We start from the raw sequence: 25,726 nt of genomic DNA, 5'->3' as shown, positions 1-25,726 counted from the left end.
TAAGGACCAGCCTCAAGCCATTCCAGGCCCCCACCGATTCGAAGGTCATGACGTGGTCCCATGAAGAAGTCTGCCGCACTTGTCACAATTGCATTGCTGCTCGCCACGCCGGCCCACGCCATCGTCGGTGGCGGCACGCCGCAGACCGACGGCGTTGCCCGCGCGGTCGTCACCATCGTTGGCTCGCGCGGCAATTTCTGCACCGGCAGCCTGATCGCACCGAAGCTGGTGCTCACCGTCGCCCACTGCGTACAGCCCGGTGCGGACTACAAGATCGTCGACTATGGCGCCGATGGTAAGCCGCAACTGTTGAATGTGCGGACGGTCGCGATCCATCCGAACTTCAACATGCAGGCGATGCAGGCGCATCGCGCCACTGCCGACGTGGCATTGTTGCAGCTCGATATTCCACTCAAGGGAAAATCGACGGTGTCGGTCGGCGCACCGAATATTCCAATTCAGGTCGGCAGCCGCTTCACCATCGCCGGCATCGGCGTCACCGTGCGCGGAGATGGCAAGAGCGGCGGCACCTCGCGCGTTGCTGCGCTCGTCGCCACGGGCCAGCCCGGCACGCTTCAGATCCGGCTGGTCGATCCCGTAACCAACGGTGTTCGCGACGGAATTGGCGCTTGCACCGGCGATTCCGGTGGTCCGGTGTTCGAGGACAGGCCGAACGGTGCCGTGCTTGTGGGCGTCATCAGCTGGTCAACCGGGCCGAATGGGGCCGCCGGCTGCGGCGGATTGACCGGCGTCACGCCGCTCACGCTCTATCGCGACTGGATCTTGCAGACCGCGCGGAGCTGGGGTGCGGCCCTGTGATTTGACCGCGACTTGATCTATGTCATTTTGCAGCGGAAGCGCGATGGGCGAGCACGCCCGTCGCGGAGGAAACGCGTCGTCCGGTCAAGGACGGCCTTAAAAGCAAAACAAGGCATAGAAGCAACAATGAATGTCGCTGTTCGCAGTCACGCCACGACCAAACAGGCTTCAGAGCATTTCGACGTGCTGATCGTCGGCGCCGGCATCTCCGGCATCGGCAGCGCCTATCACGTTACAAAGCAGCTGCCGGGAACGAGCTACGTCATCCTGGAAACGCAGGCGACGTTCGGCGGCACCTGGAGCACGCATCGCTACCCCGGCATCCGCTCGGACAGTGATCTCCACACCTTCGGCTATAGCTTCAAGCCCTGGGTCGGACCGCCGATCGCGACCGCCGAGGAAATCCTCGCCTACATGAACGAGGTGATCGACGACAACGATATCGCGAGGCACATCCGCTACAAGCACAAGATCAATTCGGCGAGTTGGTCGAGCGAGCAAAATCTCTGGACCATCGAAGCGACCACGACCGATACTGGTGAAGCGAAGACCTTCACCGCGAACTTCCTCTGGATGTGCCAGGGCTACTATCGTCATTCGGAAGGTTACACGCCGGAATGGAAGGGCGCCGAGCGCTTCAAGGGGCGCATCGTCCATCCGCAGACCTGGCCGGATGATATCGATCTTGCTGGCAAAAAGGTGGTCGTGATCGGCTCGGGCGCAACCGCCGCGACGCTGGTGCCGAACATCGCGGACAAGTGCGCCCATGTCACCATGCTCCAGCGCTCGCCGACCTATTTCCGGCTCGGCCGCAATGCCATCGAGATCGCCGAGGAGCTGCGCCGGCTTCAGGTCGATGAGGAGTGGATCCACGAGATCGTCCGGCGAAAAATATTGTTCGAGCAGGATGCGTTTACGAAGCTCTGCATCTCCAAGCCGGAGCAGGTGAAGAAGGACCTGATCGGCCAGATCAGCGCGGTCCTCGGTCCCGACTACGACGTCGAGACGCATTTCACCCCGACCTATCGGCCGTGGCGGCAGCGCATTGCCTTCGTGCCGGATGCCGATTTGTTCAAGGGCATCGCCAGCGGCAAGGCCTCCGTCGTCACCGACGAGATCGAGTGCTTCGTCGAGAACGGCATCCAGCTCAAATCCGGCAAGTTGCTCGAAGCGGACGTCATCGTCACCGCGACCGGCTTCAATCTCGCAGCCCTCGGCGACATCGCCTTTGAGATCGACGGCAAGGCGCTCGCTTTCGGCGACACCGTCACCTATCGCGGCATGATGTTCACGGGTGTTCCGAACATGGTCTGGGTGTTCGGCTATTTCCGCGCGAGCTGGACGCTGCGCGTCGATCTCGTCGCCGATTTTGTCTGCCGTATGCTCGGACATATGAAAGCGAAGGGAACGAAGAAGGTCGAAGTCAAGCTGCGCGCCGAGGACCACAACATGCCGATCCTGCCCTGGATCGATCCGGAAAACTTCAACCCCGGCTACATCATGCGCGACATGAACCTGCTGCCCAAGCGCGGCGACAAGCCGGAATGGCAGCACAGCCAGGACTACTGGACCGAGAAGGACGAGATCCCGAAAACGGATCTGGATGATGGGGCGTTTGTTTACGGGTGAGGGGCGGTAGGCGCCGCCACCAATTCTGGTGTCGTCCCGGCGAAGGCCGGGACCCATACCGCGGAATCTATCGATCGCGGATGGTGGTAATCCCACGATGACGGGTCTTCGCCAAACTACTCCCTGTGGTTATGGGTCCCGGCCTTCGCCGGGACGACACTATTTGCTGGGTTGAGGGCGTCTCAACTCCACGGCCGGATCGATCAGGAATTCCGCCGCGTCGCATTCGTCGCAATCGCGGCCGCCGCCGTCCGGTTCTCCACACCAAGCTTGGCGTAGATCTGCTCGAGATGCTTGTCGACCGTGCGCGGGCTTAATCCCAGAATCTGCGCGATGTCGCGGTTGGTCTTGCCCTTGCTGAGCCAGGCCAGCACTTCACCCTCGCGGGTGGTGAGGCCGAGCTCGCTGGTGAATTCGGGCGGCAGCGCGGTGCCGGACTCCTTGGAGAGCCGCAGCAGGAACTCGTTCGGCCCTAGCTCACCCATGTAGTAGAACCGCAATTGTGGATGGTCGGGGAGAGAGGCGGCCTGGGATTTCGATCCGCTCTTGCCCTTATGCGCCTGTTCCAGCCATTGCAGCAGCGACGGCGGCAATCCGATCTCCTCGCCCGCAGGTGTGCCGTGATGATCGGTCAACAATTTCTGGGCCTGCTGCGTCGCCCAGAGAATGTGGCCCTGGCGGTTGACTGCAAACAGGAAGCGGCCCGAGACATCGAGCGCGGCGCGCGCGCTCTGGGTCAGCCGCGCGTTGCCAAGATGAACGCGGATCCGCGCCAGCATCTCCTCGATCACGATCGGCTTTGTCACATAGTCGACGCCGCCGGCCTCCAGCCCGCGCACGATATGCTCGGTCTCGGCGAGGCCCGTCATGAAGATCACGGGAACATTGGCGAGGCCTGCGTCGCGCTTGAGCCGGCGGCACGTCTCGAACCCGTCCAGCCCGGGCATCACGGCATCGAGCAGCACGATGTCGGGCGTGATCTGGTCGACGATGCGCATGGCGCTGGCACCGTCGAGCGCCACCATCACCGTCATCCCCGCGCCGTCGAGCGCGTCGGTGAGCAGCCGCAGCGTTTCGGGAGAGTCGTCGACAACGAGCGCGACGTCGCGCTTTTTCGTCTCAATGCTCATAAGCATGCAGTGTTTTCAATGTTGTCATGTACTGGTCGAGGTCGAAGCGATCGACCAGCGTTCGCATCTGCGCGACAAAGTCGGCATGCTCGGGATGTTCGCTGCCGATCTCGTCCAGCTTCAGCTGGATGCCCCTGACGTAGCCGATCTGGCCGAGCCCGATCAGTGCTTCGATATGCCTGACCGGTGGCCGCGAGCCGCTTTCGGGATGCCACAGCGGCACGACGATCTCGTCCGAGCCGTATTGCCATTCGATCTTCAGAAGCTGGCGGATGCTTTCCAGCAGCCGTGGGATGTCGATCGGCTTCATCAAATAGCCGTCATGGAAAGGCTGTGCCAGCGGTGTGCCGTGCGCTTCGAGCGCGCTGGCCGATACCATCAGGATGCGCGCCTGGTGATGTCCGCTGGCGCGCAACGATTCCGCCACGGTCCAGCCGTCCATACCCGGCATCGAGATGTCGAGCAGAAACAGATCGGGTCGGCAATGCTGCGCCAGCGACAGGCAGCCCGGTCCGTCGGCGGCGCTGAGAAGGATGAAGCCGAGCGGGGCCAGTATCTCGCGCAGGAGATCGCGATGCACGGGATCGTCGTCGGTGACGAGGATGGTCTTGCGCGCGCCGTGATAGCCGGAGACCGGCGCCTCCACCGGCGCAGTGAGCCTGGGATTGGTGACCTCCGACAGCAGCATCTTCACCTTGAACGTGCTGCCGCGGCCAACCGTACTGGTGACCTTGATGTCCCCGCCCATCACGCCGGCGAGCAACCGGCTGATGGTGAGCCCCAGTCCCGTGCCGGTCTGCGGTTGCGAGACCCCGAGCGCGCCGCGCTCGAACGGCGCGAAGATGCGTTCAAGATCGTCGCTGCGGATGCCGGGGCCGGTATCCGTCACTTCGAACTCGGCGACGGGACTGCGATAGTGCACGATAAATTGCACGCTGCCGGCCTGCGTGAACTTGATCGCGTTGGACAGAAGGTTGATCAGGACCTGGCGCAGCCGCTTCTCGTCGGCATAGACGACGGTCGGCAAGGTTGCCGGCCGCTTGAAGACGAAGTCGATGCCTTTGGCGCCGGCCTGGAGGCGGAACATGCCAACGAGCTGATCCAGGAATTCGGTGAGACGGACTTCGTCGCGCGAGAGATAGAGCCGTCCCGCCTCGATCTTGGAAATGTCCAGAATGCCGTCGATCAGGCCGGAGAGGTGATCGGCGCTGCGGCGAACGACGCGGACCTGATCGCGCGGCTTGGCGGGCAGCGTCGAATCCTGTTCGAGCAGCTGGGCATAGCCGCTGATCGCGTTCAGCGGCGAGCGCAGCTCATGGCTAAGGCCGACGACATAACGGCTCTTGGCGAGGTTGGCGGATTCGGCGACCTCCTTGGCGCGCTGGAGCTCGGCGTCGGTGCGCTTGTGCGCGTCGATCTCCTGGATCAGCAGTGTCGTTTGCCGCCGCGTCTCGTCCTCCGCCGCACGGCGGCTCTGCTGCGCCAGCACGAACAGCCACGCGACCACGCCGATGATGATGCTGAGCGAGAAGAACACCTTCCAGAGCACGTTGGAGACGAGCAAGTTCTCGCCATGCACGCTCACCGAGGTCTGGAGATAGATCAGCCCAAGCACCAGCGCGACGAGGCCGGCGGAGACCACGAACACGCCGATGTAGTGGCCGAGCTGCGAGTTGATCCGCGCGTAGATCGGCTGCGGCAGGATCTTGCCGAGCGTCTCGGAGAATTGCGTCTGGATCCGTGCGTGCGGCTTGCAGAGATCGTGGCAGCGGGCGTCCAGCGAACAGCACAAGGAGCAGATCGGCCCGGCGTAAGCGGGGCAGGAGGCCATGTCTTCCGGTTCGAACGCGTGCTCGCAGATACAGCACTGGATCGCCTCGAGGTTCTGCCAGCTCCGCTTCGGTTTGCGCGCGATGTAGTATTTGCCGCCGGTCGCCCATGCAATCAGGGGTGCGGTGAGAAAGGCAACCGCGAGCGCGATGAAGGCCGACAGCGCTTTCGCGGTCGGCCCGAACAGGCCGTAGAAGGCACTGATGGAGATGATGGTCGCGATCGTCATTGCGCCCACGCCGACCGGATTGATGTCGTAGAGATGCGCGCGCTTGAATTCGATTTGCTGTGGCCGCAATCCAAGCGGCTTGTTGATGACGAGATCAGCGACCAGCGCGCCGACCCAGGCGATCGCGACGTTGGAATAGAGTGCCAGTGTCTGCTCCAGCGCCTTGTAGACGCCAATCTCCATCAACAGCAGCGCCACGATGACGTTGAAGACCAGCCAGACGACGCGGCCGGGATGGCTGTGGGTCAGACGCGAGAAGAAGTTCGACCAGGCGATCGAGCCGGCATAGGCGTTGGTGACGTTGATCTTGACCTGCGACAGGATCACGAACGTGCCGGTCAAGGCCAGCGCGAGGTCCGGTTGCGACAGCACATATCGAAAGGCTTCGAGATACATATGCGCCGGCTCGGCGGCTTCCTCGGGCGGCACGCCGTGGCCGAGCGCGAAGAAGGCGAGGAACGAACCTGCCAGCAATTTCAATGCGCCGAGCACGATCCAGCCCGGCCCTGCACTCATCAACGCGATCCACCATGAGACCTTGGAGGCACGGCGGTCGCGCGGCAGGAATCGCAGGAAGTCGACCTGCTCGCCGATCTGCGCCACCAGCGAAAACACGACCGAGGCTGCCACACCGAACAGCAACAGGTCGAAATGTCCGTTGAGATCGCCGTGCTCGCCCGAGAACTTGCGCCACTCCGTAAAGGAGTGCGGGTTGTGCCAGGCGATCGCCGCGAACGGCATGATGTGGAGCACGATCCACAGCGGCTGCGTCCACAATTGGAAGCGGCTGATCAGCGTGATGCCGTAGGCCACCAGCGGGATGATGACGACGGCGCTGATGAGATAGCCTACGGGACGCGGAATCCCGAAGCACATCTCGAGCGCGGACGCCAGGATCACGGCTTCGATCGCGAAGAAGATGAAGGTGAAGGAGGCGTAGATCAGCGAGGTGATGGTCGAGCCGATATAGCCGAAGCCAGCGCCGCGGGTGAGCAGGTCAATATCGATGCCGCATTTGGCGGCATAATAGGCAATCGGCACGCCGCAGCAGAAGATGATGGTCGAGACGACGAGGATCGCGGCAGTTGCGTTGGTGACGCCGTAATTGAGGGTGATGGTGCCGCCGATCGCCTCCATCGCGAGGAACGAGATTGCGCCCAGCGCGGTGTTGGCAACGCGGGCGGCGGACCAGCGGCGCGCGCTCTTGGCGGTGAAGCGCAGTGCGTAGTCTTCCAGCGTCTGGTTGGCGACCCATTGGTTGTACTGGCGCCTGACGCGGTCTATTCGCTGCCGCCCTGCCACTTAACCCCACTCCCGAACTCGTCCGAACCTCTCGAAAACTCGCAAATCCCGTACCAAAAGCCTACGTCGGTATTTTGCGGTGCAGTATACGCGATCTTGCGTATGCTTGCGGTGCACAAATTCGAGCCATCCTCACCGGACCAATCGCGTGTCCTCGAACAAAAGTGGGGTGCTCATGTCAGACGAAGAAACCAAGGGCCTATTGTCGCCGCTCCGGCGCAAACTATTGATGGGAATGGCGGCCTTGCCGGCCATTACGATGCTGCCGCGGGCGTCCTTTGCGCAGGCTCCGGCGACCTCGGCGGTCAATACCACGGGTCTGGCGGTCACTGACACCGAGGTGACAGTCGGCATCCTGCATTCGGCGACCGGCACCATGGCGATCTCCGAGACCGGCTCGATCGAAGCCGAAAAGCTTGCCATCGAGCAGATCAACGCCATGGGCGGCGTGCTCGGACGCAAGATCAAGTTCATCCAGGAAGACGGCGCCAGCGACTGGCCGACCTTCGCGGAGAAAGCCAAGAAGCTGCTGGTCAACGACAAGGTCGCCGCGATCATGGGTTGCTGGACCTCGGCCTCGCGCAAGGCCGTGCTGCCGGTCGTCGAGCAGTACAACGGCATGCTCTATTACCCGACCTTCTACGAAGGCCTCGAGCAGTCCAAGAACGTGATCTACACCGGCCAGGAGGCGACCCAGCAGATTCTCGCCGGCCTGAACTGGATCGCGAAGGAGAAGGGCGCGAAGTCGTTCTTCTTCGTCGGCTCCGACTACATCTGGCCGCGCACCTCGAACAAGATCGCGCGCAAGCACGTCGAGAACGTGCTGAAGGGCAAGGTCGTCGGCGAGGAGTATTATCCGCTCGGTAACACCCAGTTCAATTCGGTCATCAACAAGATCAAGCTGACCAAGCCTGACGTGATCTTCACCGACGTCGTCGGCGGATCGAACGTGGCGTTCTACAAGCAACTCAAGGCCGCCGGCATCGACCTTTCCAAGCAGGCGCTGCTGACGATCTCGGTGACCGAAGACGAAATCGACGGCATCGGCGGCGAGAACATTGCGGGCGCCTATGCCTGCATGAAGTACTTCCAGTCGCTCGACAACCCGAACAACAAGACCTTCGTGCCCGCGTTCAAGAAGATGTGGGGCGAAAAGACCGTGATCGGAGACGTCACCCAGGCTGCCTATCTCGGCCCGTGGCTGTGGAAGTTGACGGTGGAGAAGGCCGGCTCCTTCGACGTCGACAAGATCGCGGCAGCTTCGCCAGGTGTCGAGTTCAAGGGCGCTCCGGAAGGCTATGTGCGCATCCACGAAAACCATCACCTCTGGTCGAAGACCCGGGTGGGACGCGCCAAGCTCGATGGCCAGTTCGAGCTGATCTACGAGACCGCCGATCTCGTCGAGCCGGATCCGTTCCCCAAGGGCTACCAGTAAGACCGGCTACCAGTAAGAGACGCGGCGTCCGTCGCCGTTTCCCTCAAGGCCAACCGCTCCCTGGCGTGGATTGCAAGTCCACGCCCAAGACCCCCGCGTCGCGAACCTGCTCGCGACGCGGGACCCTTATCCCCGACGGAGGACATCGATGTTCGGCGACTATTCGCTTGGTGATCTTGGCTCCATCTTCGTCATGCAGGGTTTTGCAGGACTGATCCTGTTCTCGGTCTACGTGCTGATGGCGTTGGGCCTTGCCATCATCTTCGGCCAGATGGGCGTCATCAACATGGCCCATGGCGAGTTCATGATCCTGGGCGCCTACGTCACCTGGATGACCTCGAATTTCTTCCAGACCTATTTGCCGAGCCTGTTCAGCGGCTACTTCTTCCTCGCGATGATCCTGGCCTTTGTCGCATCCGGTGCGCTGGGGATGCTGGTGGAATGGGTGCTGATACGGCATCTCTACAAGCGCCCGCTCGATACGCTGCTCGCCACCTGGGGACTCAGCCTGATTTTGCAGCAGGCCTTTCGCTCCGTGTTCGGCGCGCGTGAGGTCGGCGTCGACCTGCCGCAGTGGATGCTCGGCTCGCTGCACGTGTCCGAGAGCATTGAAGTGCCGATCAACGGCGTCTTCGTGATGTGCCTCACCGTCTTGATCACTGTCGGTGTCGCCTATGTGATGTACAAATCGCGCTGGGGTCGCCAGGTGCGCGCCGTGGTGCAGAACCGCATCATGGCCGGCGCGGTCGGCATCAACACCGAAAAAGTCGATCGCTATACCTATGGCCTCGGCTGCGGCATCGCCGGTGTCGCCGGCAGCGCCTTCACGATGATCGGCTCGACCGGGCCGACGTCCGGACAGCTCTACATCGTCGATACCTTCCTGGTGGTCGTGTTCGGCGGCGCCGCGAGCCTGCTCGGGACCATCGCCTCGGCCTTCTCGATCTCACAGACGCAATCCACCCTTGAGTTCTTCATGTCGGGCTCGATGGCCAAGGTACTGACGCTGCTCGCCGTTGTCGGAATCCTGATGCTGCGGCCGCAAGGGCTGTTCGCCCTCAAGGTCCGCAAGTGAGAAACGGAAGGCTGATGCAATGACCGACAATCGCTTCTTCAATCGATCGGAGTTGATCGGAATTCTGTTGCTCGCGGTCTTCCTGGTGGTGGTGCTGCCGCTCACGCTCGACGTCTTCAGGCTCAATCTGGTCGCCAAATATCTCACCTATGCCTTCGTCGCGCTGGGGCTGGTGGTTTGCTGGGGCTATGGCGGCATTCTCAGCCTCGGCCAGGGGGTGTTCTTCGGGCTCGGCGGCTACTGCATGGCGATGTTTCTCAAGCTGGAAGCCTCCAGCCCCGAGAACACCAAGATCCAGTCGACGCCGGGCATTCCAGACTTCATGGACTGGAATCAGATCACCTCGTTGCCGCTGTTCTGGAAGCCCTTTCACAGTCTCACCTTCACCATTGCCGCCATCATTCTGGTGCCCGGCATCTTCGCCCTGATCATCGGCACGGCGATGTTCAAGCGCCGGGTCGGCGGCACCTACTTCGCCATCATCACCCAGGCGGTCGCGGCCATCCTCACCATCCTGATCGTGGGACAGCAGGGCTACACCGGCGGCATCAACGGCATGACCGATCTGCGGACGCTGAAGGGGTGGGATATCCGACCCGATCACGCCAAGATCGTGCTGTATTTCTTCGAGGTCGGATGCCTGTTCGTCTGCATCATGATCGCGCAGTTCGTCCGGCACTCCAAGCTCGGACGCATCTTGGTTGCGATGCGCGAGAAGGAAGACCGGGTCCGCTTCTCCGGCTATAGCGTCGCGAACTTCAAGATCTTCGCCTTCTGCGTCGCTGCGGTGTTCGCCGCGATCGGCGGCGCCATGTTCGCGCTCAATGTCGGCTTCATGTCGCCGTCCTTCGTCGGCATCGTGCCGTCGATCGAAATGGTGATCTACACCGCGGTCGGCGGCCGGCTGTCGATCCTTGGCGCAGTCTACGGCACGCTGCTGGTCAATTTCGCCAAGACCAGCCTGTCGGAAACATTTCCCGAATTGTGGCTGTTCGGATTGGGCGGCTTGTTCATCGCCGTGGTCCTGGCCTTCCCGAACGGCCTTGCCGGGATCTGGGGCGATTATGTGCAGCCGCGCATCGATCGCCTGATCTCGTCGCGCAAGCCAAAACCTGAAGGCTGGACCGACAGCTCGGTCGCCGACGGCGCCCCGGCGGAGTGAGGAGATCATCATGCTCGTAGGTCACCAGCCTAAGGAATTCCTGCTCGCGGTCGAAGCGCTGACGGTGTCGTTCGACGGGTTCAAGGCGGTCAACGATCTCTCCTTCTACGTGGACGAGAACGAGATCCGCGTCATCATCGGCCCTAACGGCGCCGGCAAGACCACCGTGCTCGACCTGATCTGCGGCAAGACCAAAGCAACATCCGGCTCGATCCAGTTTCGCGGCAAGGAGCTGACCCGGATGAAGGAAAACGAGATCGTCAAGACCGGCGTCGGCCGCAAGTTCCAGAACCCGTCGATCTACGACGATCTCACGGTGTTCGAGAACCTTGAAATTTCTTATCCGCGCGGCCGCTCGGTGTTCGGCGCACTGACCTTCACCCGCGACGCTGCCGTGCGCGACCGGGTGCATGAAGTCGCCGAAATGATCTTCCTGAAGGATAGGCTGAACGTGAACGCCGATCTGCTCAGTCACGGCCAGAAGCAGTGGCTCGAGATCGGCATGCTGCTGATCCAGGACCCTGATCTCCTGATGCTCGACGAGCCCGTCGCCGGCATGAGCGTCTCCGAGCGCGCCAAGACCGCCGAGCTGCTCAATCGCATCATCAAGAACCGATCGGTGCTGGTGATCGAGCACGACATGAAGTTCGTCGAGGACATCGCGCACAAGGTCACCGTGCTTCACCAGGGCCAGATCCTCTCGGAGGGCACCATGGACAAGGTGAAGAACGACCCCAAGGTCATTGAAGTGTACCTCGGTCACTAGGGAGCCTCGCATGCTGGCTATTTCCGATCTTCACGTCGCTTACGGCCAGAGCGAGGTGCTGCACGGCCTCAACGTCAAGGTCGCCGCCAACGAGATCGTTGCGATTATGGGCCGCAACGGCATGGGCAAGACCACGCTGATGAAATCGCTGATGGGTATCCTTCCGACCAAGAGCGGCTCGGTCAGCATGGACGGTGCCGAGCTCGGCAGCCTGCCGAGCTACGAGCGCGTCGCCAAGGGCCTCGCCTATGTACCGCAGGGCCGCATGATCTTCTCGACCATGACGGTGAAGGAGAACATCGAGACCGGTCTCGTCGTCTCCGGTGGGACCGAGGTGCCGGCTGACATCTACGAATTGTTTCCGGTGCTGCTGGAGATGAAGGGCCGCCGCGGCGGCAATCTCTCCGGCGGTCAGCAGCAGCAGCTCGCGATCGCGCGCGCGCTCGCGACCAAGCCGAAAGTGCTGTTGCTGGACGAGCCGACCGAGGGCATCCAGCCGTCCATCATCAAGGACATGGCGCGCACCCTGAAGCGCATCCGAGATGAGCGGGGTCTGTCGATCGTCGTATCCGAGCAGGTCCTCAGTTTCGCACTCGATATCGCCGACCGCGTGCTCGTCATCGAGAACGGCGAGATCGTGCGCGACGATCCGCGCGACGCCGTCGATGCCGCGCAGGTCTCGAAATATCTGTCCGTCTAACCAACCGTGTAAAAGGGGAGCTTCTCGATGCCAGAGACACTGATCAAGGTCGATCTCACCAAGTCGGCTTACGACAATGACATGGTGCACAACCGCTGGCACCCCGACATTCCGATCGTGGCCTGGGTCAATCCCGGCGACGACTTCATCATCGAGACCTATGACTGGACCGGCGGCTTCATCAAGAACAACGATTCCGCCGATGACGTGCGCGACATCGACCTTTCGATCGTGCACTTCCTGTCCGGCCCGATCGGCGTCAAGGGCGCCGAGCCCGGCGATCTGCTGGTGGTTGACTTGCTCGACGTCGGCCCGCTGAAGGAGAGCCTTTGGGGCTTCAACGGCTTCTTCTCCAAGCAGAACGGCGGCGGTTTCCTCACCGACCATTTCCCGCTGGCGCAGAAGTCGATCTGGGACATCAAGGGTCTCTACACCTCGTCGCGCCACATTCCCGGCGTTAACTTCGCCGGCCTGATCCATCCCGGCCTGATCGGCTGTCTGCCTGATCCGAAGATGTTGGACACCTGGAACAAGCGCGAGGCCGAGCTGATCGCGACCAATCCGACCCGCGTGCCCGGCCTCGCCAACCCGCCATTCGCGCCGACCTCCCATGGCGGCCGCGCCAAGGGCGACGTCAAGGACAAGATCGGCGCCGAAGGCGCGCGCACCGTGCCGCCGCGCGAGCATGGCGGCAATTGCGACATCAAGGATCTCTCGCGCGGTTCGAAGATCTACTTTCCGGTCTATGTGCCAGGCGCCGGTCTCTCGATGGGCGATCTGCATTTCAGCCAGGGCGACGGCGAGATCACCTTCTGCGGTGCCATCGAAATGGCCGGCTGGCTGCACCTGAAGGTTGAGGTGATCAAGGACGGCATGGCGAAGTACGGCATCAAGAATCCGATCTTCAAGCCGTCGCCGATCACGCCGAACTACAAGGACTATCTGATCTTCGAAGGCATCTCGGTCGACGAGCAAGGCAAGCAGCACTATCTCGACGTCACCATCGCCTATCGCCAGGCCTGCCTGAATGCGATCGAATATCTGAAAAAGTTCGGCTACTCCGGCGCCCAGGCCTATTCGATCCTTGGCACCGCACCGGTTCAGGGCCACATCTCCGGCGTGGTCGACGTGCCGAACGCCTGCGCCACGCTATGGTTGCCAACGGAAATCTTCGACTTCGACGTGATGCCGTCGTCGGCGGGTCCCATCAAGCACATCACTGGCGATATCCAGATGCCGATCTCGCCGGACAAATGATCCCTGCGCGAGGAGATGCGGGACGGCGCATATCTGCCGCCCCGCATCCCTCGCCAGATGTGTTGAACAGGCCATAGCGTAGGGATGATGCGATGCCGGTCTATGAATATCTCTGTGACGACTGCGGTCCCTTCAAGGATCTTCGCCCGATGGCGGAATGCGACGATCCGCAAAGCTGCCCGCATTGCGAGACGATGGCGCCGCGCGTCATCCTGACCGCGCCAAACTTCTTCTGTATGCCATCCGAGACGCGCAAGGCGCACGCCGTCAACGAGCGCAGTTCACACGCGCCGCAGACGCTCGCGCAATACAAGGCCTCGCACGGCCCCGGCTGTGGCTGCTGCTCGTCGGGCAAGACGGTCAAGGATAAGAGCTCGACGGACAAGAAAAAGCCGGCACGGCTGATGACCAAGAGCAAGAGCGGCGCCAAGGGCTTTCCCACCGCGCGCCCCTGGATGATCAGCCACTAACGCACGCGATAACCTCAAACGAATAAAAGACAGGAGCGGACCCAATGCTTCACGGCGATATTTCCAGCAGCAACGACACCGTCGGCGTCGCAGTGGTCAATTACAAGATGCCCCGCCTGCACACCAAGGCCGAGGTGCTCGACAACGCCCGCAAGATCGCCGACATGCTGGTGGGCATGAAGGCCGGCCTGCCCGGCATGGATCTGGTGATCTTTCCGGAATACTCCACCCAGGGCATCATGTACGACTCCAAGGAGATGTATGAGACCGCCTCGGCGGTGCCCGGTGAAGAGACCGCGATCTTCGCCGAGGCCTGCCGCAAGGCGAAAGTGTGGGGCGTGTTCTCGCTGACCGGCGAGCGCCATGAGGAGCATCCGCACAAGGCGCCCTACAACACCCTGATCCTGATGAATGACAAGGGTGAGATCGTGCAGAAGTACCGCAAGATCATGCCGTGGGTGCCGATCGAGGGCTGGTATCCAGGCAATTGCACCTATGTCTCCGACGGCCCGAAAGGGATGAAGGTCAGCCTGATCATCTGCGACGACGGCAATTTTCCGGAGATCTGGCGCGACTGCGCCATGAAGGGCGCCGAGCTGATCGTGCGCTGCCAAGGCTACATGTATCCGGCCAAGGAACAGCAGATCATGATTTCCAAGGCGATGGCATGGGCCAACAACGTCTATGTCGCCGTCGCCAACGCCGCCGGCTTCGATGGCGTCTATTCCTATTTCGGTCACTCCGCGATCATCGGCTTCGACGGCCGTACGCTCGGCGAGTGTGGCGAGGAGGATTACGGCATCCAATATGCCCAGCTGTCGAAACATTTGATCCGCGATGCGCGCCGCAATGGCCAGTCGCAGAACCATCTCTACAAGCTGGTCCATCGCGGCTACACCGGCATGATCAATTCCGGCGAAAGCCCGCGCGGCGTCGCGGCTTGCCCCTATGATTTCTACAAGAACTGGATTGCCGATCCCGAAGGCACGCGCGACATGGTCGAGGCGATGACCCGCTCGACGCCGGGCACCGCCGAATGTCCGATCGACGGCATCCCGAACGAGGCGGCGCCCAGCAACTACTAGGTCATAACGGCCGATATCCGGGTCGGGTGGCAACCGCATCTTGCGCGGAATGGTAAGTTCGCCGGCAAAACCGTGTCTCGGTTGCAACATGAGTGTCGGATTCTGCCTCGGTTGTGCGCCAAACGGACGCATTTGGGCGGTGCCGTAGTTCTACGGAACCTCCTCATGGCCTAAGTTCCGGCGGAACAGCTGGGGCTGGGGGGAGTGTGACGTGAGGGGCGTGGGGCGATGGAGGCCGCAGGGCGGACTGCGCCGGTATGGCTCCGTGTCATTCGCTGGCGCGTCGGCAATCCTGACGCTTGTATTTGGCCTCGGCATTTCGACCACGCCGGCCACCGCGCAATGCGCGCCCGATCCGGCCTCGAGCGGCCAGACCGTCACCTGTAGCGGCACCGACGTCGACGGCTTTCAGGCCGGCGCTGGTGTCAACAGTCTCACCGTCAACGTGCTCTCCGGCGCGACCGTGAACGACAACGGAGCAGTATCGATCGGCGTCAACGACTCCAACACCGTCACCAACAACGGAACGCTGTCGGCAGGCTCCGGCCTGACCGGCATGAGTGTCGGCAGCTCGAACACCGTGACCAACAACAACACCATCACGGTGCTGGACAACGGCCTCGGCATCTCCGCGCTCGATCACAACATCATTGTCAATGCCGGGACGATCACGACCGGCGATGGTGGCGCCGCCATCTCGATCGGCGACAACAACACCGTCACCAACGGCGGTGCATTGTCCGTCGGAGCCGGTGGCGCGGGCGTCTTCGCCGGCCAGAACAACACGATCACCAATGCCGCGACGGGCACGATCACGGGGACTAACGGTGCGATTGGCATCCTCGTGTTCGGCGGCGCGACCGTGACCAATGCCGGCGCGATCACCGTCGGCGATTCCCCCGGCTTCTCCGGCGGCATTCTTGCGATCAATGACAACAACACGGTCACCAACAAGGCCACTGGCACGATCTCGGTCGGGCAGAATGCTGCCGGCATCTTCATGCAGGGCAACTTTCAAACCGGCAGCAATTTCGGCGTTATTACGGCCGGCGATTTCGGTGCCGGCATTGCCGTGATAGGCGACGACGCCAAGGTCACCAATGGCGGTTCGATCACGACGGGCGACAGTGGATCGGCAGGCATTTCGGTGCAGGGTGATCGGGCCGTCATCAGCCAGAGCGGGACGATCAATGTCGGCCTGGGCGGTACGGGCATCGACTATTCCGGCCTGTCGTCATCCACGATCACCAACAGCGGGCGTATCACCGGAACAGATTTTGCCGAAGGCATCGCAGTGGTCGGTGATTCCAACACCGTCACCAACAACGGCACGATCACCGTCGGCGCTTCCGGCATCGGCATCGACGTGACTACGCTGAGCACGACCAACCAGATCGTCAATACCGGCACCATCACCGTTGGCGACGGCGGCACGGGCATCAGCGTGAGCGGTGGTGCCAGCATCTTCAATTCGGGAACGATCAACGCCGGCGCGCCTGGTGCCGTCGCGATCGATTTCTGTAGCTGCGGTCCGAACACCCTCACCCTCGGCCCCGGCAGCGTCATCAAGGGCCAAGTGCTCGCCTCCGGCACCGACACTTTCCAGCTTGGCGGCACCGGCAAGGATACGTTCAATCTCGACCTGATCGGCACCGGCCTCCAGTACGACGGCTTCTCGACCTTCAACAAGATCGACAGCTCGACCTGGACCGTGACGGGCACCGGCAATCAGGACTGGAACGTGCTGGGCGGCACGCTCCTGCTGGCCGGCACCATCAACGGCAATGTGAGTGTTGCGGCCGGCGGCACGTTCGGCGGCGTCGGCACGGTCGGAAGCTCCATCACCGTCAATGGCGGCACGCTGGCACCGGGCAATCCCACTGGAACGCTCAACGTGTCCGGCGATCTCTCGTTCACGTCGGCGTCGCGCTACATGGTGCAGGTGTCCGGCACCAGCAACGGTCTCGCGGTCGTCACGGGAACGGCGACGCTCGGCGGCGCCACCGTCGTGGTCGTGCCGACCGGTTCGATCGCGAAGCACTACACGATCCTGAACGCGGGCACGCGGCCCGACACGTTCAATCCGGTCGTCACGGGTCTGTCGTCGAACCTGCATGCGACGCTGAGCTACGATCCCAACAACGTCTTCCTGGATCTCGCGCTCGGCTATGGCGGCGGCCTCAACATCAACCAGCAAAACGTCGCCAATGTCCTGACACACTACTTCGACAGCACCGGCAGCCTCCCCGTCGCGCTGGCCAACCTCTCGCCGACGGGACTGACGCAAGCCTCCGGCGAGTCAGGGACGGGCTCGCAGCAGACGACGTTCAATGCGATGAACCAATTTATCGGCTTGTTGACCGACGTCTTCAGCGCGGGGCGCAGCGGCACACCGGGCGCGACGCCCTATGCCGACGAGACGAACGCGAATGCCTATGTCGCGGCCGGCAAGCGCCCCAGCGATGCCTTTGCTTCGATCTACCGCAAGGCACCGACGCCGACATTCGAGCAGCGCTGGGACGTCTGGGCTGCCGGCTATGGCGGCGCGCAGACCACCGACGGCAATGCGGCGCTTGGCTCGAACAACACCACCAGCAGCATATACGGCACCGCGGTCGGTCTGGATTATCGCTTCTCGCCATCGACGATCGCGGGCTTCGCGCTCGCCGGCGGCGGCACCGGCTTCAACGTCAACGGGCTCGGCTGGGGCCGCTCGGATTTATTCCAGGCCGGCGCCTTCGTGCGTCACAACGCAGGACCTGCCTATGTCACGGCGGCGCTGGCCTATGGCTGGCAGGACGTCACCACCAATCGCATCGTCACAGCGGCCGGCGTCGATCAGCTGCGCGCACAGTTCAATGCCAACGCCGTCTCGGGCCGCATCGAGGGCGGCTATCGCCAGGCAACGCAGTGGATTGGCCTCACGCCCTATGCCGCGCTCCAGGCCACCATGTTCAGCCTTCCCGGCTATTCGGAGTTCGCCGTGGTCGGCAACAACAATTTCGCGCTCAATTACGCAGCCAAGAGCGTCACCGACACCCGCACCGAGCTCGGCCTGCGCGCGGACAAGGCGTTTGCGGCTGCCGGCGGCGTGGTGACGCTGCGCGGCCGTGTCGCCTGGGCGCATGATTTCAATCCGGACCGCAGCGTCGGCGCGGTGTTCCAGACGCTGCCGGGATCGGCCTTCGTCGTGAACGGCGCCGCGCAGGCGCGCGATTCCGCGCTGACCACGGCGTCGGTGCAAATGAACTGGATGAGCGGCTGGTCCACGGCGCTGACCTTCGAGGGCGAGTTCTCGAATGTCACCCGCTCCTACGCCGGCAAGGGCGTCGTGCGCTACGCGTGGTAGGCCCTACCGCTTCGGCTGCGCAGGTTTGCGCGGCGGGCGCGGGGCTAAGGCCGGCGCGGGCGTCCCACTCATCTTGTTGGCGGCTTCGCTGAGGTCGAGCAGAGTCTTGCGGCCGTCCTCGAGGTAGGTCGCCGATTTCTTCTTCATGGTGTCGGCGAGCTCGTGCAGCCCCCTTATCTTTTCGAACAGCTCGTCGGCCTTGCCGTCGACGAAGCCGGGCACCACGCCCTCGATCTTCGTGACCGCCTTGTCGAAGCCTGCGAAGGCACTGTCGACCTTGGCCATCACGGAATCGATCTCAGCGCCCTTGCTCCTGAGATCGGCGGTGTAGTCCTCGAACGTGCGCAGGCCTTCCTTGATCGCGGGAGCGTTGTTGACGATCGTGCGATCGACACTGTGCAAGGTGTCGACGATCGTTTCGGCATCGCTCAGATCGGCGGTCAGCACGGGGATGCCGTCCGAGTCCAGCGGCACCGGCGGCGCGGAGGGCGCGCCGCCGATCAGCGAGACCGCAGCGACGCCGGTGAGGCCCTGGAACTCGATGCCGGCCACGGTGTCCTTGCGGATCGGCGCGGCATTGTCGAGCAGCACCAGCGCCACCACCTTGCGCGGATTGTCCAGCTTGATCGACAGGATCTGGCCGGCGGGCACGCCGTCGAAATTGACCGGGCCGCCGCGGCGCAGGCCGCTCGCGGAACCGCCTTCGAACACCACGCGCAACTGGCTGCGGCTCTGGATGCTGCGCCATTTCTGCACGCCGAGCAGGCCGCCGAACGCCACAGCGATCACCGCCAGCGTCGCCGTCCCGATCACCAGATTGCTCGCGCGTGCCATGCCGGGGCGATTCTACGGCCAAAGCGGGGAGTTTGGAAGGATGATGCTTCGGCCGTGATGGTAAGCAGGGTTAATCGGCCCCATGCGACATCAATGCCCGGCGGCGCGCTTTGCCGCGGCATTGTTCAGCACGATAAGCGCATCGACCGCAACGCCGGTCCGGGCGTTGATCAGGAACGGATTGATGTCGATCGAGGCGATCCGGTCGCCGGCGTCCGCGATCAAATTGGACAGGCCGACCAGCGCCTTCACCGCGGAGGCCTCGTGCAGCGCCGGCTTGCCGCGATAGCCGCGCATCTTGATGCCGGCCTTGGTGCGGCCGATCAGGAGCCGCGCCTCGGCTTCGTCCAGCGGCGCGCCGGCGAGCGCCACGTCTTTCATCAGCTCGATGTCGATGCCGCCGGTGCCGAACAGCACGACCGGCCCCATCTCGGCATCAAGGGAGGCGCCGACCACGAGTTCGAGGTCGGCCTTGACCTGCTGCGCGATCAGGATGCCGTCGAGCTTCGGCTTGCCCTTCAGCTTGTTTACCCGCGCGGTGATGTCGGCAAACGCCTTCTTCACCTTGGCTGCGCTGTTGAGGTTCAGCACCACGCCGCCGATATCGGACTTGTGCAAAATCTCGGCGCTGACGAGCTTGGCCACGACCGGAAAGCCGATCTGCTTGGCGATCTTCACAGCGTCCGCAGCCGTCTGCGCGATTCCCTCCTTCGAGACCGGGATGCCATAGGCCTTCAAGAGCTTCTTCGAGGCGACCTCGTCGAGGGCGGCGCCGCTTGCCGATGTCAGCGCTTTCTCCAGCATCGCGCGCGCGGCTGGCTTCGAGTTCGAGACGATATCAGGTACTTCCTTGCGCAGCTTAGCATAGTCGAGCAGTGATTTGATCGCGGTCACCGCACGGTCCATGCCCTGCATCACCGCGAGATGCGGCAGCGATTTGCGCAAGCCCTTGGTGAACTCGGTGAAGCCGATCGACATCGCGCTGATATAGATCACGGGCTTCGAGGCCCGGCTCGCCATCTCGTCGACGATACGCAAATTGCGCTCCCGCAGCTCATGCGGTGCCTTCGGCAGCTCTGCATCGACGATGACGATGTCGATGTCGGGATCGTCGATCATCAGCTTGATCGACCTCATGTAGACGGAGGGATCGACCACCGCGGCAAAGCCGGCGTCGAGCGGATTCCCGACAATCGAGCCCGGCCCGAGCATTTTTGCAAGCTCGGAGCTGACATGCCCGCTCAGCGGCGCGAAGTTGAGACCTGCGGCGTAGAAAGCATCGATCAGCATGCCGCGCTTGCCGCCGGACAACGTGACCGCGGCGAGCCGGTCGCCTTTGGGCACCGCGGCGTGGACGAAGCATTCGGTGGTTTCGATCAGCTCGTCGAGCCCGCGTACGCGGATCACGCCCTCGCGCGTCGCGATCGCATCGAACGTCTCGATCGAGCCGGCGAGCGCGCCGGTGTGCGCCATCGCGGCGGCGCGGCCGCCCTCGGACGATCCGAGCTTCAGCGCGATCACCGGCTTGCTGGCGGTACGCGCGGCCTTGCAGGCGTCACGAAACGCCTTGGTGTTGCGCACACCTTCAAGATAGACCACGATCACCTTGATGCTCGGATCCTCGGCGAAATAGCGCATCAGGTCCGGCGTCTCGAGCCCGGCCTCGTTGCCGGTCGTCACCATGTAGCCGACCCCGACGCCGCGATCCTCCAGCGCCTGCCGGATCGCCATGACGATGGCGCCGGATTGCCCGGCGATCGCCACCGCGCCTTGTTCCATGGTGACGATGCGGTCATCGATATTGGTGAAGAGCTTTTCGCCGGCGCTCAGATTGCCGAGGCAATTCGGGCCGGTGACGGCCAGCCCCGTCTCGCGTATGGCCGCTTGCAATTCGGCGGCGAGCTTCTGGCTCGCCTCATCCTGCAACTCGCTGAAGCCCGAGGTGACGATGGTGGCCGAACGCGCGCCGGCTGCAGCCGCGTCGCGGATCACCTGCACGGCGAAGCGCGCTGGCACCAGCACCAGAACGTGGTCGGGCTTCTCGGGGAGGCTGGCAAAATCCTTGAAGCAGGGCACGCCCCAGATGGTCTCGCGCTTGGCGTTGACTGGGTAGAGCCCACCCTCGAAACCGTATTTGACCAGATTGTTCCAGATGCGCTCGGCGTAGTTGCCGGGTTTGTCGGTCGCGCCCACCAGCACGATGTTGTGCGGATGCAACATGGCGTGGATGCCCTTGACGATGTCGCTGGCATCGGGCGGCGGAGACCATGGGCGCGGAGAAACCGACGCGGCAGAGATCTGGGCTTCCATGGTGTGACCTCACCTGTTGTTCTTCTTGGTGGTGCGTCACGTGGTTGTATGGCGAGTTGCGTGGGGTGGCAACCAGCAGGGCTGCATGCCGCATGGCGGAATGCGCAGCGATGTAGGTGGATCGCAATCGATGCATTCAATCGTCGGCTCGAATCGTCGCCTCAGTATCGCAACACGCCCCACTTGTAACCGTAGTGATAGGCCAGTTGCTGCGCGAGATAAGGGGCGATGGCGCGGCGGATCTGCATCTGCGTCGGTTCGAAGCCGAGGACGCGTCGGCGCAAGATGCCCATTTCCCTGACACCGACCGAATAAGTTGCCGCGGTCTTTTGTGCGTCATGGATGCGGAAGCAGGCAAGAAACCGCGGCAGGCGCACGAACTTGAATCCGGCGGCCTGCGCCCGCATGATGAAGTCCCAGTCCATTGCGTAGTGGAAGTTTTCGTCGATCGGTCCGATCCTGTCCCACACGCGCTTGCGCCAGAACATCGTCTCCTGCGGAATGTAGTCGGCAAATTGCAGCGCCTTGCCGTCATGGCGCGGCAGCACGGCACGGCCGACCTCAAGGCCCTCGCGATCGACGAAGACGCGATGGCCGTAGACGATATCGACGTCCGGATGCTCCGTGAAGTAGTCGGCGACATAGGCGAGCGTCCCGGGCAGCAGCATGTCGTCGCTGTTGAGATAGGCCATGATCTCGCACTCGACGCCAGCGAAGCCGAGATTGATCGCGTTGGATTGACCCGTATCCGGCTCGCTCTTCCAGCCGATGCTGTCGCCGCGGCTCTTCAGGAGCTCGAGCGTGCCGTCGATCGAGGCGCCGTCCTGCACGTGATAGTAGAGGTTAGGGTAAGCCTGACTCACGATGCTGTCGATCGTGGCGCCGAGAAATTGCGCGTGGTTATAGCTCGGCGTTACCATCGCGATCCGCGGCGCGTTGGCGGGAATCGCGGGCACGGGCTTGAACGCGTTCAGATTGAGAAGTCGCGGCGGATATTGCTCGAATGTCCACATCGGCGGACGCCGCCAGAGGCTGCGAAGTGAGCTGCGTCGCTGCCCGGCTGCGATGAGATCCAGGTTCCTTTCCAGTAGCGCGACGCGGTTTTCGAGCTGCTCGAGACGCTGCTTGAACTCTTCGTTCATTAAATACTTTCTTCGTGCTCACTATAAAATATAAGAGGAAACCAACGGGCCGTTCTTATTAAGTCTACGGTCGGGGGCGCCAGTTCAGCGGCTCCATCAAACACGCCTGTCCGGCACGCCATGGGCTGTTCGGGAGGGTGCGGTCCACCCGTGCGGGCTGATTGTGAACCGTCATCCATCGGTTCCAATCAGCGTGGCATGAAGGATATAGCGCTCGGGACCCGGCGTGACGGCGTCGAATGGCCAGCAGGTTGTTAACACGAGTTCAAAATCCTGCGTTGCAACATCGATGCCCGACGCGTCGAAGCGAACCACGCTGGAGGCGTCCGCGCGATAGCGAAAGTGCTTGCCATCGCTGCGCGTGACCTCGATCACGTCCCCTATGGCAACGTTCCGCAGGAAGCGGAAATGCGTGTCGCGATGCGCGGCATATACCGCAATACCGCGCTCGCCCGCATCAACCGTTTGGTCGATATGACCGGGGCCGAAGGCAAGCGCCTGGCCGCTCGTGCCAGCGAGCACGATGGCGCTGGCGCCGATCCGCTTCACCTCGATCCGTGCGACCGGCCAGGTATCGGCCCATGACCATGGCTTGACGGCCTCGCCGGTCGCCACGCTCCTGTCGAACGCGCGCTGCAGCAGCACCTGCGCAAGCCACGCCTTGGCGTGAATATAGGCGCCGTCGCCGAACAGGATGAGGCCGACGAGCGCCAGAACGAGAGGAGAGATGAGGCGGGGCATGATGTCTCCCGTCATTGCGAGCGAAGCGAAGCAATCCAGACTGTCTCCGCGGCGGCAGTCTGGATTGCTTCGTCGCTTCGCGCCTCGCAATGACAGTAAAAAAAGGCGCGCGCGGCTGTTTGGATGGGGACGGGCAGCCGCGCGCGCTAAGCAAGAGGAGTTCGGGGGCTCCTCTCTCAAGCGGCGTCAGTGAGCAAGGGCCGACGCCGGTTGAACACGAACAGGATCAGGGCGAGCACGATCAGGATCAGGCCTGCGATCATCTTGAGCTCGGCCGAGGTTGCGGTCTTGGGCAGGCGGATCGCGTCGGGCGCGACAGGGGCCGGCCGCCTTGCCGCGGGCTGGCCGCCCGCATCGGCGCGGCGTTCGCGCAACTGCGTCGGCGCCTGCTGCGGTTGTTCGCCAAAGACTTTCGCGAAGTCCCAGCCAGCCGGCAGGTTGATCGGCAGCTCGCTGAGCTTAAGCGGCTCGCCCGCGGGACGGCTCGGCGTCTTGTCGACTGCAACGAGGCTGGTCAGCCGCGTGACGATCTGATGGTCGAGCGCCAGCGCCAGGATCGCCTTGTCGGTATCTTCCGGCGTCATCTCACGCATGGTGCGCGCCACTTCCGCATCGCCGATCTTGCGCTTGGCCCAGAGCTTTGACAGGCCCTTGCCTTCGGCGGCATTTTGCAGCGGCAGCGTCACCGACCACGGGCGGTCGCCGACGCGTCCCTTGATTTCGAGCGAGCCTGCGAGCTTGTCGACCTTCGCCGCCAGCACCAGCGGCTCGTCGCGATAGACGTCGGGAATGATCGCCGGCGTGACGTCGGCTTTGGCCTCGGAGAATTTGACGGTGAGGCCGGTGACGGCGGGGTTCTCCAGCTTGGCGAACAGGCCGCGCATGCGCTCCTCGACCTGCTCGACGGAGCCGATATGGGTGAAGGCGCCGCGGCCGAGTTCAGCGGCGCGCGTCATCAGATAGGTGTTGGGCGCGGACCCGATGCCGATCATGAAGATGCGCGAGCGGCCGCGCATCGCCGTGATCGTCTCGAACAATTGCTGCTCGTTGCCGATCGCGCCGTCGGTCAGGAACACGATTTGGCGGACCATGCTGGTCTCGCCAAGCTTGTCGGTCAGCGCCGCACGCATTGCCGGCACCATCTCGGTGCCGCCGCGCGCCTGCAACGCACTCACGAACGAGGTCGCCTCGCCGACATGCGCCGCGTCGGCCGGCACCGAGGCCGGAAACAGCACGTCCATGGTGTCGTCGAAACGGATGACATTGAAGCGGTCGTTCGGCTGAAGGCGGCCCAGCGCATAAAGCAGGCTCGCCTTGGCCTGCTCGATCGAGGTGCCACCCATCGAACCGGAATTGTCGATCACGAACACCACTTCGCGCGGCAGCGGCTTCTGCACCGTCTGCTCAGCCGTGGGCGGCGTGACGAAGGCGAGGAGGTAGTCGGCATCGCCGACATGTTCGCGGAACAGGCCGACCGACGGCGCCTTCTCTGCGGCCGGCTTCCAGGTCAGCTCGAAATCGCGATCGGCGGGGACAGTGCCGTCGGAAAGTGTGACGACACGCGTCGTGCTGTCAGGGCTCTCGACCTTGACGTTGTGGTGGTGGCTCTTCACCTCGCCGAGCGCAAAACCGGCCTTCAGACGCACAGTGATGCTGGTCGGATTGACCGGCGGGTTCTTGGCAGGGTCGAGCATAGGCGAGGCGATGCGGTCGCGGTCCGGCACCGGGTCCGATGTGGTCGCGCCCCAGCCGGAACCGTCCCGGCGGAAGTCGACGCTCTGCACGATCGGCGCCGGATTGTAACGCGGGGCGACCACGAGCGGCACGCGCAGCGCATATTCGTTGCCGGATTGATGCACCGGCTCCTGGTATTCGATCTGCACCAGCACGGTCTCGCCGGGACCGATATTGGCGACCGAGTTGGTGAAGATGTTGGGCCGCTCCTGTTCGGTGAGCGCAGCTGTCTGTCCGGCGCGGCGCGCCTGCTCGTAGATCACGCGTGCCTGCTGACGCTCCTTGATCTCGCCGACAATGACGCGGTCGCCGACCACCATCTTCAGCGTATCGACCGCGCCGTCGTTGGCGAGCGGATAGACATAGGTCGCCTCGACCCAGTCCTTGGTCGGGTTGCGGAACACCTGCGTGACGCGGGCGCGCAGCGTCGGGCCGGACACCGTGATGTCGACATCGATGCCGAGGCGGACGGCTTCCGTGTAGGCGCCATCTTCCTTCAGGAGGAGGGTGCCGGAGCGGGCGTCGCCAGGCTGGAGCAGGCTTGCCTGCTCCGTCGTCGCCGACCAGCTGGGCTCAAAGCTCACCAGCAGGGCTACGAAGCCGACCAGCAGCACGGCCACGCCCTGGACCAGAAGAAACAATCCGAGCTTGATCAACCTGCCCAGCAGGGGATGCTCGTTGCTGTCGTCCGCGTCGTAGGTATCCATTTGGCCTGCTCCCGAGGGGT

18 protein-coding genes are annotated in these 25,726 nt (G+C 63.0%); 11 read left to right on the top strand and 7 right to left on the bottom strand.

The window, feature by feature from the left end:
* Window positions 1–60: 60 nt before the first annotated feature.
* A complete protein-coding gene (locus tag UB31_RS23470; RefSeq protein ID WP_045012580.1) occupies window positions 61–819 on the top strand; it encodes a S1 family peptidase in 759 nt (252 codons plus the stop codon).
* Window positions 820–945: 126 nt separating this feature from the next.
* Window positions 946–2,448, top strand: a complete 1,503-nt coding sequence (locus tag UB31_RS23465) for a flavin-containing monooxygenase (RefSeq protein WP_045012579.1) — start codon at window positions 946–948, stop codon at window positions 2,446–2,448.
* Between the two features lie 203 nt (window positions 2,449–2,651).
* Here the strand turns inward: UB31_RS23465 and UB31_RS23460 are convergent, their stop codons facing one another.
* A complete protein-coding gene (locus UB31_RS23460; RefSeq protein WP_045006024.1) occupies window positions 2,652–3,584 on the bottom strand; it encodes a response regulator in 933 nt (310 codons plus the stop codon).
* Window positions 3,568–6,939 (bottom strand): hybrid sensor histidine kinase/response regulator, encoded by a 3,372-nt coding sequence (locus UB31_RS23455; protein WP_045012578.1) that lies wholly within the window; start codon window positions 6,937–6,939, stop codon window positions 3,568–3,570. The genes UB31_RS23460 and UB31_RS23455 overlap by 17 nt, the downstream gene beginning before the upstream one ends.
* A 175-nt stretch (window positions 6,940–7,114) precedes the next feature.
* Between UB31_RS23455 and urtA the strand changes: the two genes are divergently transcribed.
* From urtA to UB31_RS23410, 9 genes are all read left to right on the top strand, one after another.
* Entirely contained in the window at window positions 7,115–8,374 is a 1,260-nt protein-coding gene (gene urtA, locus UB31_RS23450; protein WP_045012577.1) for an urea ABC transporter substrate-binding protein, read from the top strand.
* Window positions 8,375–8,522: 148 nt separating this feature from the next.
* Window positions 8,523–9,449, top strand: a complete 927-nt coding sequence (gene urtB, locus UB31_RS23445; protein ID WP_045005907.1) for an urea ABC transporter permease subunit UrtB — start codon at window positions 8,523–8,525, stop codon at window positions 9,447–9,449.
* Between the two features lie 19 nt (window positions 9,450–9,468).
* Window positions 9,469–10,611 (top strand): urea ABC transporter permease subunit UrtC, encoded by a 1,143-nt coding sequence (gene urtC / locus UB31_RS23440; RefSeq protein ID WP_045012576.1) that lies wholly within the window; start codon window positions 9,469–9,471, stop codon window positions 10,609–10,611.
* 10 nt (window positions 10,612–10,621) lie between these two features.
* On the top strand, window positions 10,622–11,377 hold the full coding sequence (gene urtD / locus UB31_RS23435) for an urea ABC transporter ATP-binding protein UrtD (protein WP_045005905.1): 756 nt from the start codon (window positions 10,622–10,624) through the stop codon (window positions 11,375–11,377).
* A gap of 10 nt (window positions 11,378–11,387) precedes the next feature.
* Window positions 11,388–12,077, top strand: coding sequence for an urea ABC transporter ATP-binding subunit UrtE (gene urtE, locus UB31_RS23430; protein ID WP_045005904.1), 690 nt, complete (start codon window positions 11,388–11,390; stop codon window positions 12,075–12,077).
* 27 nt (window positions 12,078–12,104) lie between these two features.
* Window positions 12,105–13,334, top strand: coding sequence for a formamidase (gene fmdA / locus UB31_RS23425; RefSeq protein ID WP_045012575.1), 1,230 nt, complete (start codon window positions 12,105–12,107; stop codon window positions 13,332–13,334).
* A gap of 92 nt (window positions 13,335–13,426) precedes the next feature.
* Window positions 13,427–13,804 carry an FmdB family zinc ribbon protein gene (locus UB31_RS23420; protein ID WP_045012574.1) on the top strand — a complete coding sequence of 126 codons (378 nt, stop codon included), beginning with the start codon at window positions 13,427–13,429 and terminating at the stop codon, window positions 13,802–13,804.
* Window positions 13,805–13,848: 44 nt separating this feature from the next.
* Window positions 13,849–14,889 carry an aliphatic amidase gene (locus UB31_RS23415; RefSeq protein ID WP_045005901.1) on the top strand — a complete coding sequence of 347 codons (1,041 nt, stop codon included), beginning with the start codon at window positions 13,849–13,851 and terminating at the stop codon, window positions 14,887–14,889.
* A 265-nt stretch (window positions 14,890–15,154) separates the two neighbouring features.
* Window positions 15,155–18,238 carry an autotransporter outer membrane beta-barrel domain-containing protein gene (locus tag UB31_RS23410; RefSeq protein ID WP_245306047.1) on the top strand — a complete coding sequence of 1,028 codons (3,084 nt, stop codon included), beginning with the start codon at window positions 15,155–15,157 and terminating at the stop codon, window positions 18,236–18,238.
* A 3-nt stretch (window positions 18,239–18,241) separates the two neighbouring features.
* Here UB31_RS23410 and UB31_RS23405 read toward each other — a convergent pair whose 3' ends face one another.
* The 5 genes from UB31_RS23405 to UB31_RS23385 all read right to left on the bottom strand — a co-directional run bounded on the left by UB31_RS23405 (window position 18,242) and on the right by UB31_RS23385 (window position 25,706).
* Window positions 18,242–19,072, bottom strand: coding sequence for an MlaD family protein (locus tag UB31_RS23405; RefSeq protein WP_045012572.1), 831 nt, complete (start codon window positions 19,070–19,072; stop codon window positions 18,242–18,244).
* A 90-nt stretch (window positions 19,073–19,162) separates the two neighbouring features.
* Window positions 19,163–21,382: an acetate--CoA ligase family protein gene (locus UB31_RS23400; protein WP_045012571.1), complete on the bottom strand. Its 2,220-nt coding sequence runs from the start codon at window positions 21,380–21,382 to the stop codon at window positions 19,163–19,165.
* Window positions 21,383–21,543: 161 nt separating this feature from the next.
* On the bottom strand, window positions 21,544–22,524 hold the full coding sequence (locus tag UB31_RS23395; RefSeq protein ID WP_045012570.1) for a glycosyltransferase family 2 protein: 981 nt from the start codon (window positions 22,522–22,524) through the stop codon (window positions 21,544–21,546).
* A gap of 171 nt (window positions 22,525–22,695) precedes the next feature.
* A complete protein-coding gene (locus UB31_RS23390) occupies window positions 22,696–23,265 on the bottom strand; it encodes a class GN sortase (RefSeq protein WP_045012602.1) in 570 nt (189 codons plus the stop codon).
* 176 nt (window positions 23,266–23,441) lie between these two features.
* Window positions 23,442–25,706 (bottom strand): marine proteobacterial sortase target protein, encoded by a 2,265-nt coding sequence (locus UB31_RS23385; RefSeq protein WP_045012601.1) that lies wholly within the window; start codon window positions 25,704–25,706, stop codon window positions 23,442–23,444.
* Window positions 25,707–25,726: the final 20 nt, after the last annotated feature.

Source organism: Bradyrhizobium sp. LTSP849, assembly GCF_000938255.1.
Lineage (GTDB): Bacteria > Pseudomonadota > Alphaproteobacteria > Rhizobiales > Xanthobacteraceae > Bradyrhizobium.
The sequence above is the reverse complement of the archived record's forward strand: the minus strand, read 5'-3'. Positions and strand labels throughout refer to the sequence as shown.

Excerpts from the sequence above, each read along its gene's own strand:
- UB31_RS23395 (WP_045012570.1), bottom strand. The coding sequence starts at position 22,524 with ATGAACGAAGAGTTCAAGCAGCGTCTCGAGCAGCTCGAAAACCGCGTC.
- UB31_RS23400 (WP_045012571.1), bottom strand. The coding sequence starts at position 21,382 with ATGGAAGCCCAGATCTCTGCCGCGTCGGTTTCTCCGCGCCCATGGTCT.
- UB31_RS23470 (WP_045012580.1), top strand. The coding sequence starts at position 61 with ATGAAGAAGTCTGCCGCACTTGTCACAATTGCATTGCTGCTCGCCACG.
- UB31_RS23405 (WP_045012572.1), bottom strand. The coding sequence starts at position 19,072 with ATGGCACGCGCGAGCAATCTGGTGATCGGGACGGCGACGCTGGCGGTG.
- urtB (WP_045005907.1), top strand. The coding sequence starts at position 8,523 with ATGTTCGGCGACTATTCGCTTGGTGATCTTGGCTCCATCTTCGTCATG.
- urtA (WP_045012577.1), top strand. The coding sequence starts at position 7,115 with ATGTCAGACGAAGAAACCAAGGGCCTATTGTCGCCGCTCCGGCGCAAA.
- urtE (WP_045005904.1), top strand. The coding sequence starts at position 11,388 with ATGCTGGCTATTTCCGATCTTCACGTCGCTTACGGCCAGAGCGAGGTG.
- urtD (WP_045005905.1), top strand. The coding sequence starts at position 10,622 with ATGCTCGTAGGTCACCAGCCTAAGGAATTCCTGCTCGCGGTCGAAGCG.
- UB31_RS23390 (WP_045012602.1), bottom strand. The coding sequence starts at position 23,265 with ATGCCCCGCCTCATCTCTCCTCTCGTTCTGGCGCTCGTCGGCCTCATC.
- UB31_RS23415 (WP_045005901.1), top strand. The coding sequence starts at position 13,849 with ATGCTTCACGGCGATATTTCCAGCAGCAACGACACCGTCGGCGTCGCA.
- UB31_RS23420 (WP_045012574.1), top strand. The coding sequence starts at position 13,427 with ATGCCGGTCTATGAATATCTCTGTGACGACTGCGGTCCCTTCAAGGAT.
- UB31_RS23465 (WP_045012579.1), top strand. The coding sequence starts at position 946 with ATGAATGTCGCTGTTCGCAGTCACGCCACGACCAAACAGGCTTCAGAG.
- UB31_RS23460 (WP_045006024.1), bottom strand. The coding sequence starts at position 3,584 with ATGCTTATGAGCATTGAGACGAAAAAGCGCGACGTCGCGCTCGTTGTC.
- fmdA (WP_045012575.1), top strand. The coding sequence starts at position 12,105 with ATGCCAGAGACACTGATCAAGGTCGATCTCACCAAGTCGGCTTACGAC.
- urtC (WP_045012576.1), top strand. The coding sequence starts at position 9,469 with ATGACCGACAATCGCTTCTTCAATCGATCGGAGTTGATCGGAATTCTG.
- UB31_RS23385 (WP_045012601.1), bottom strand. The coding sequence starts at position 25,706 with ATGGATACCTACGACGCGGACGACAGCAACGAGCATCCCCTGCTGGGC.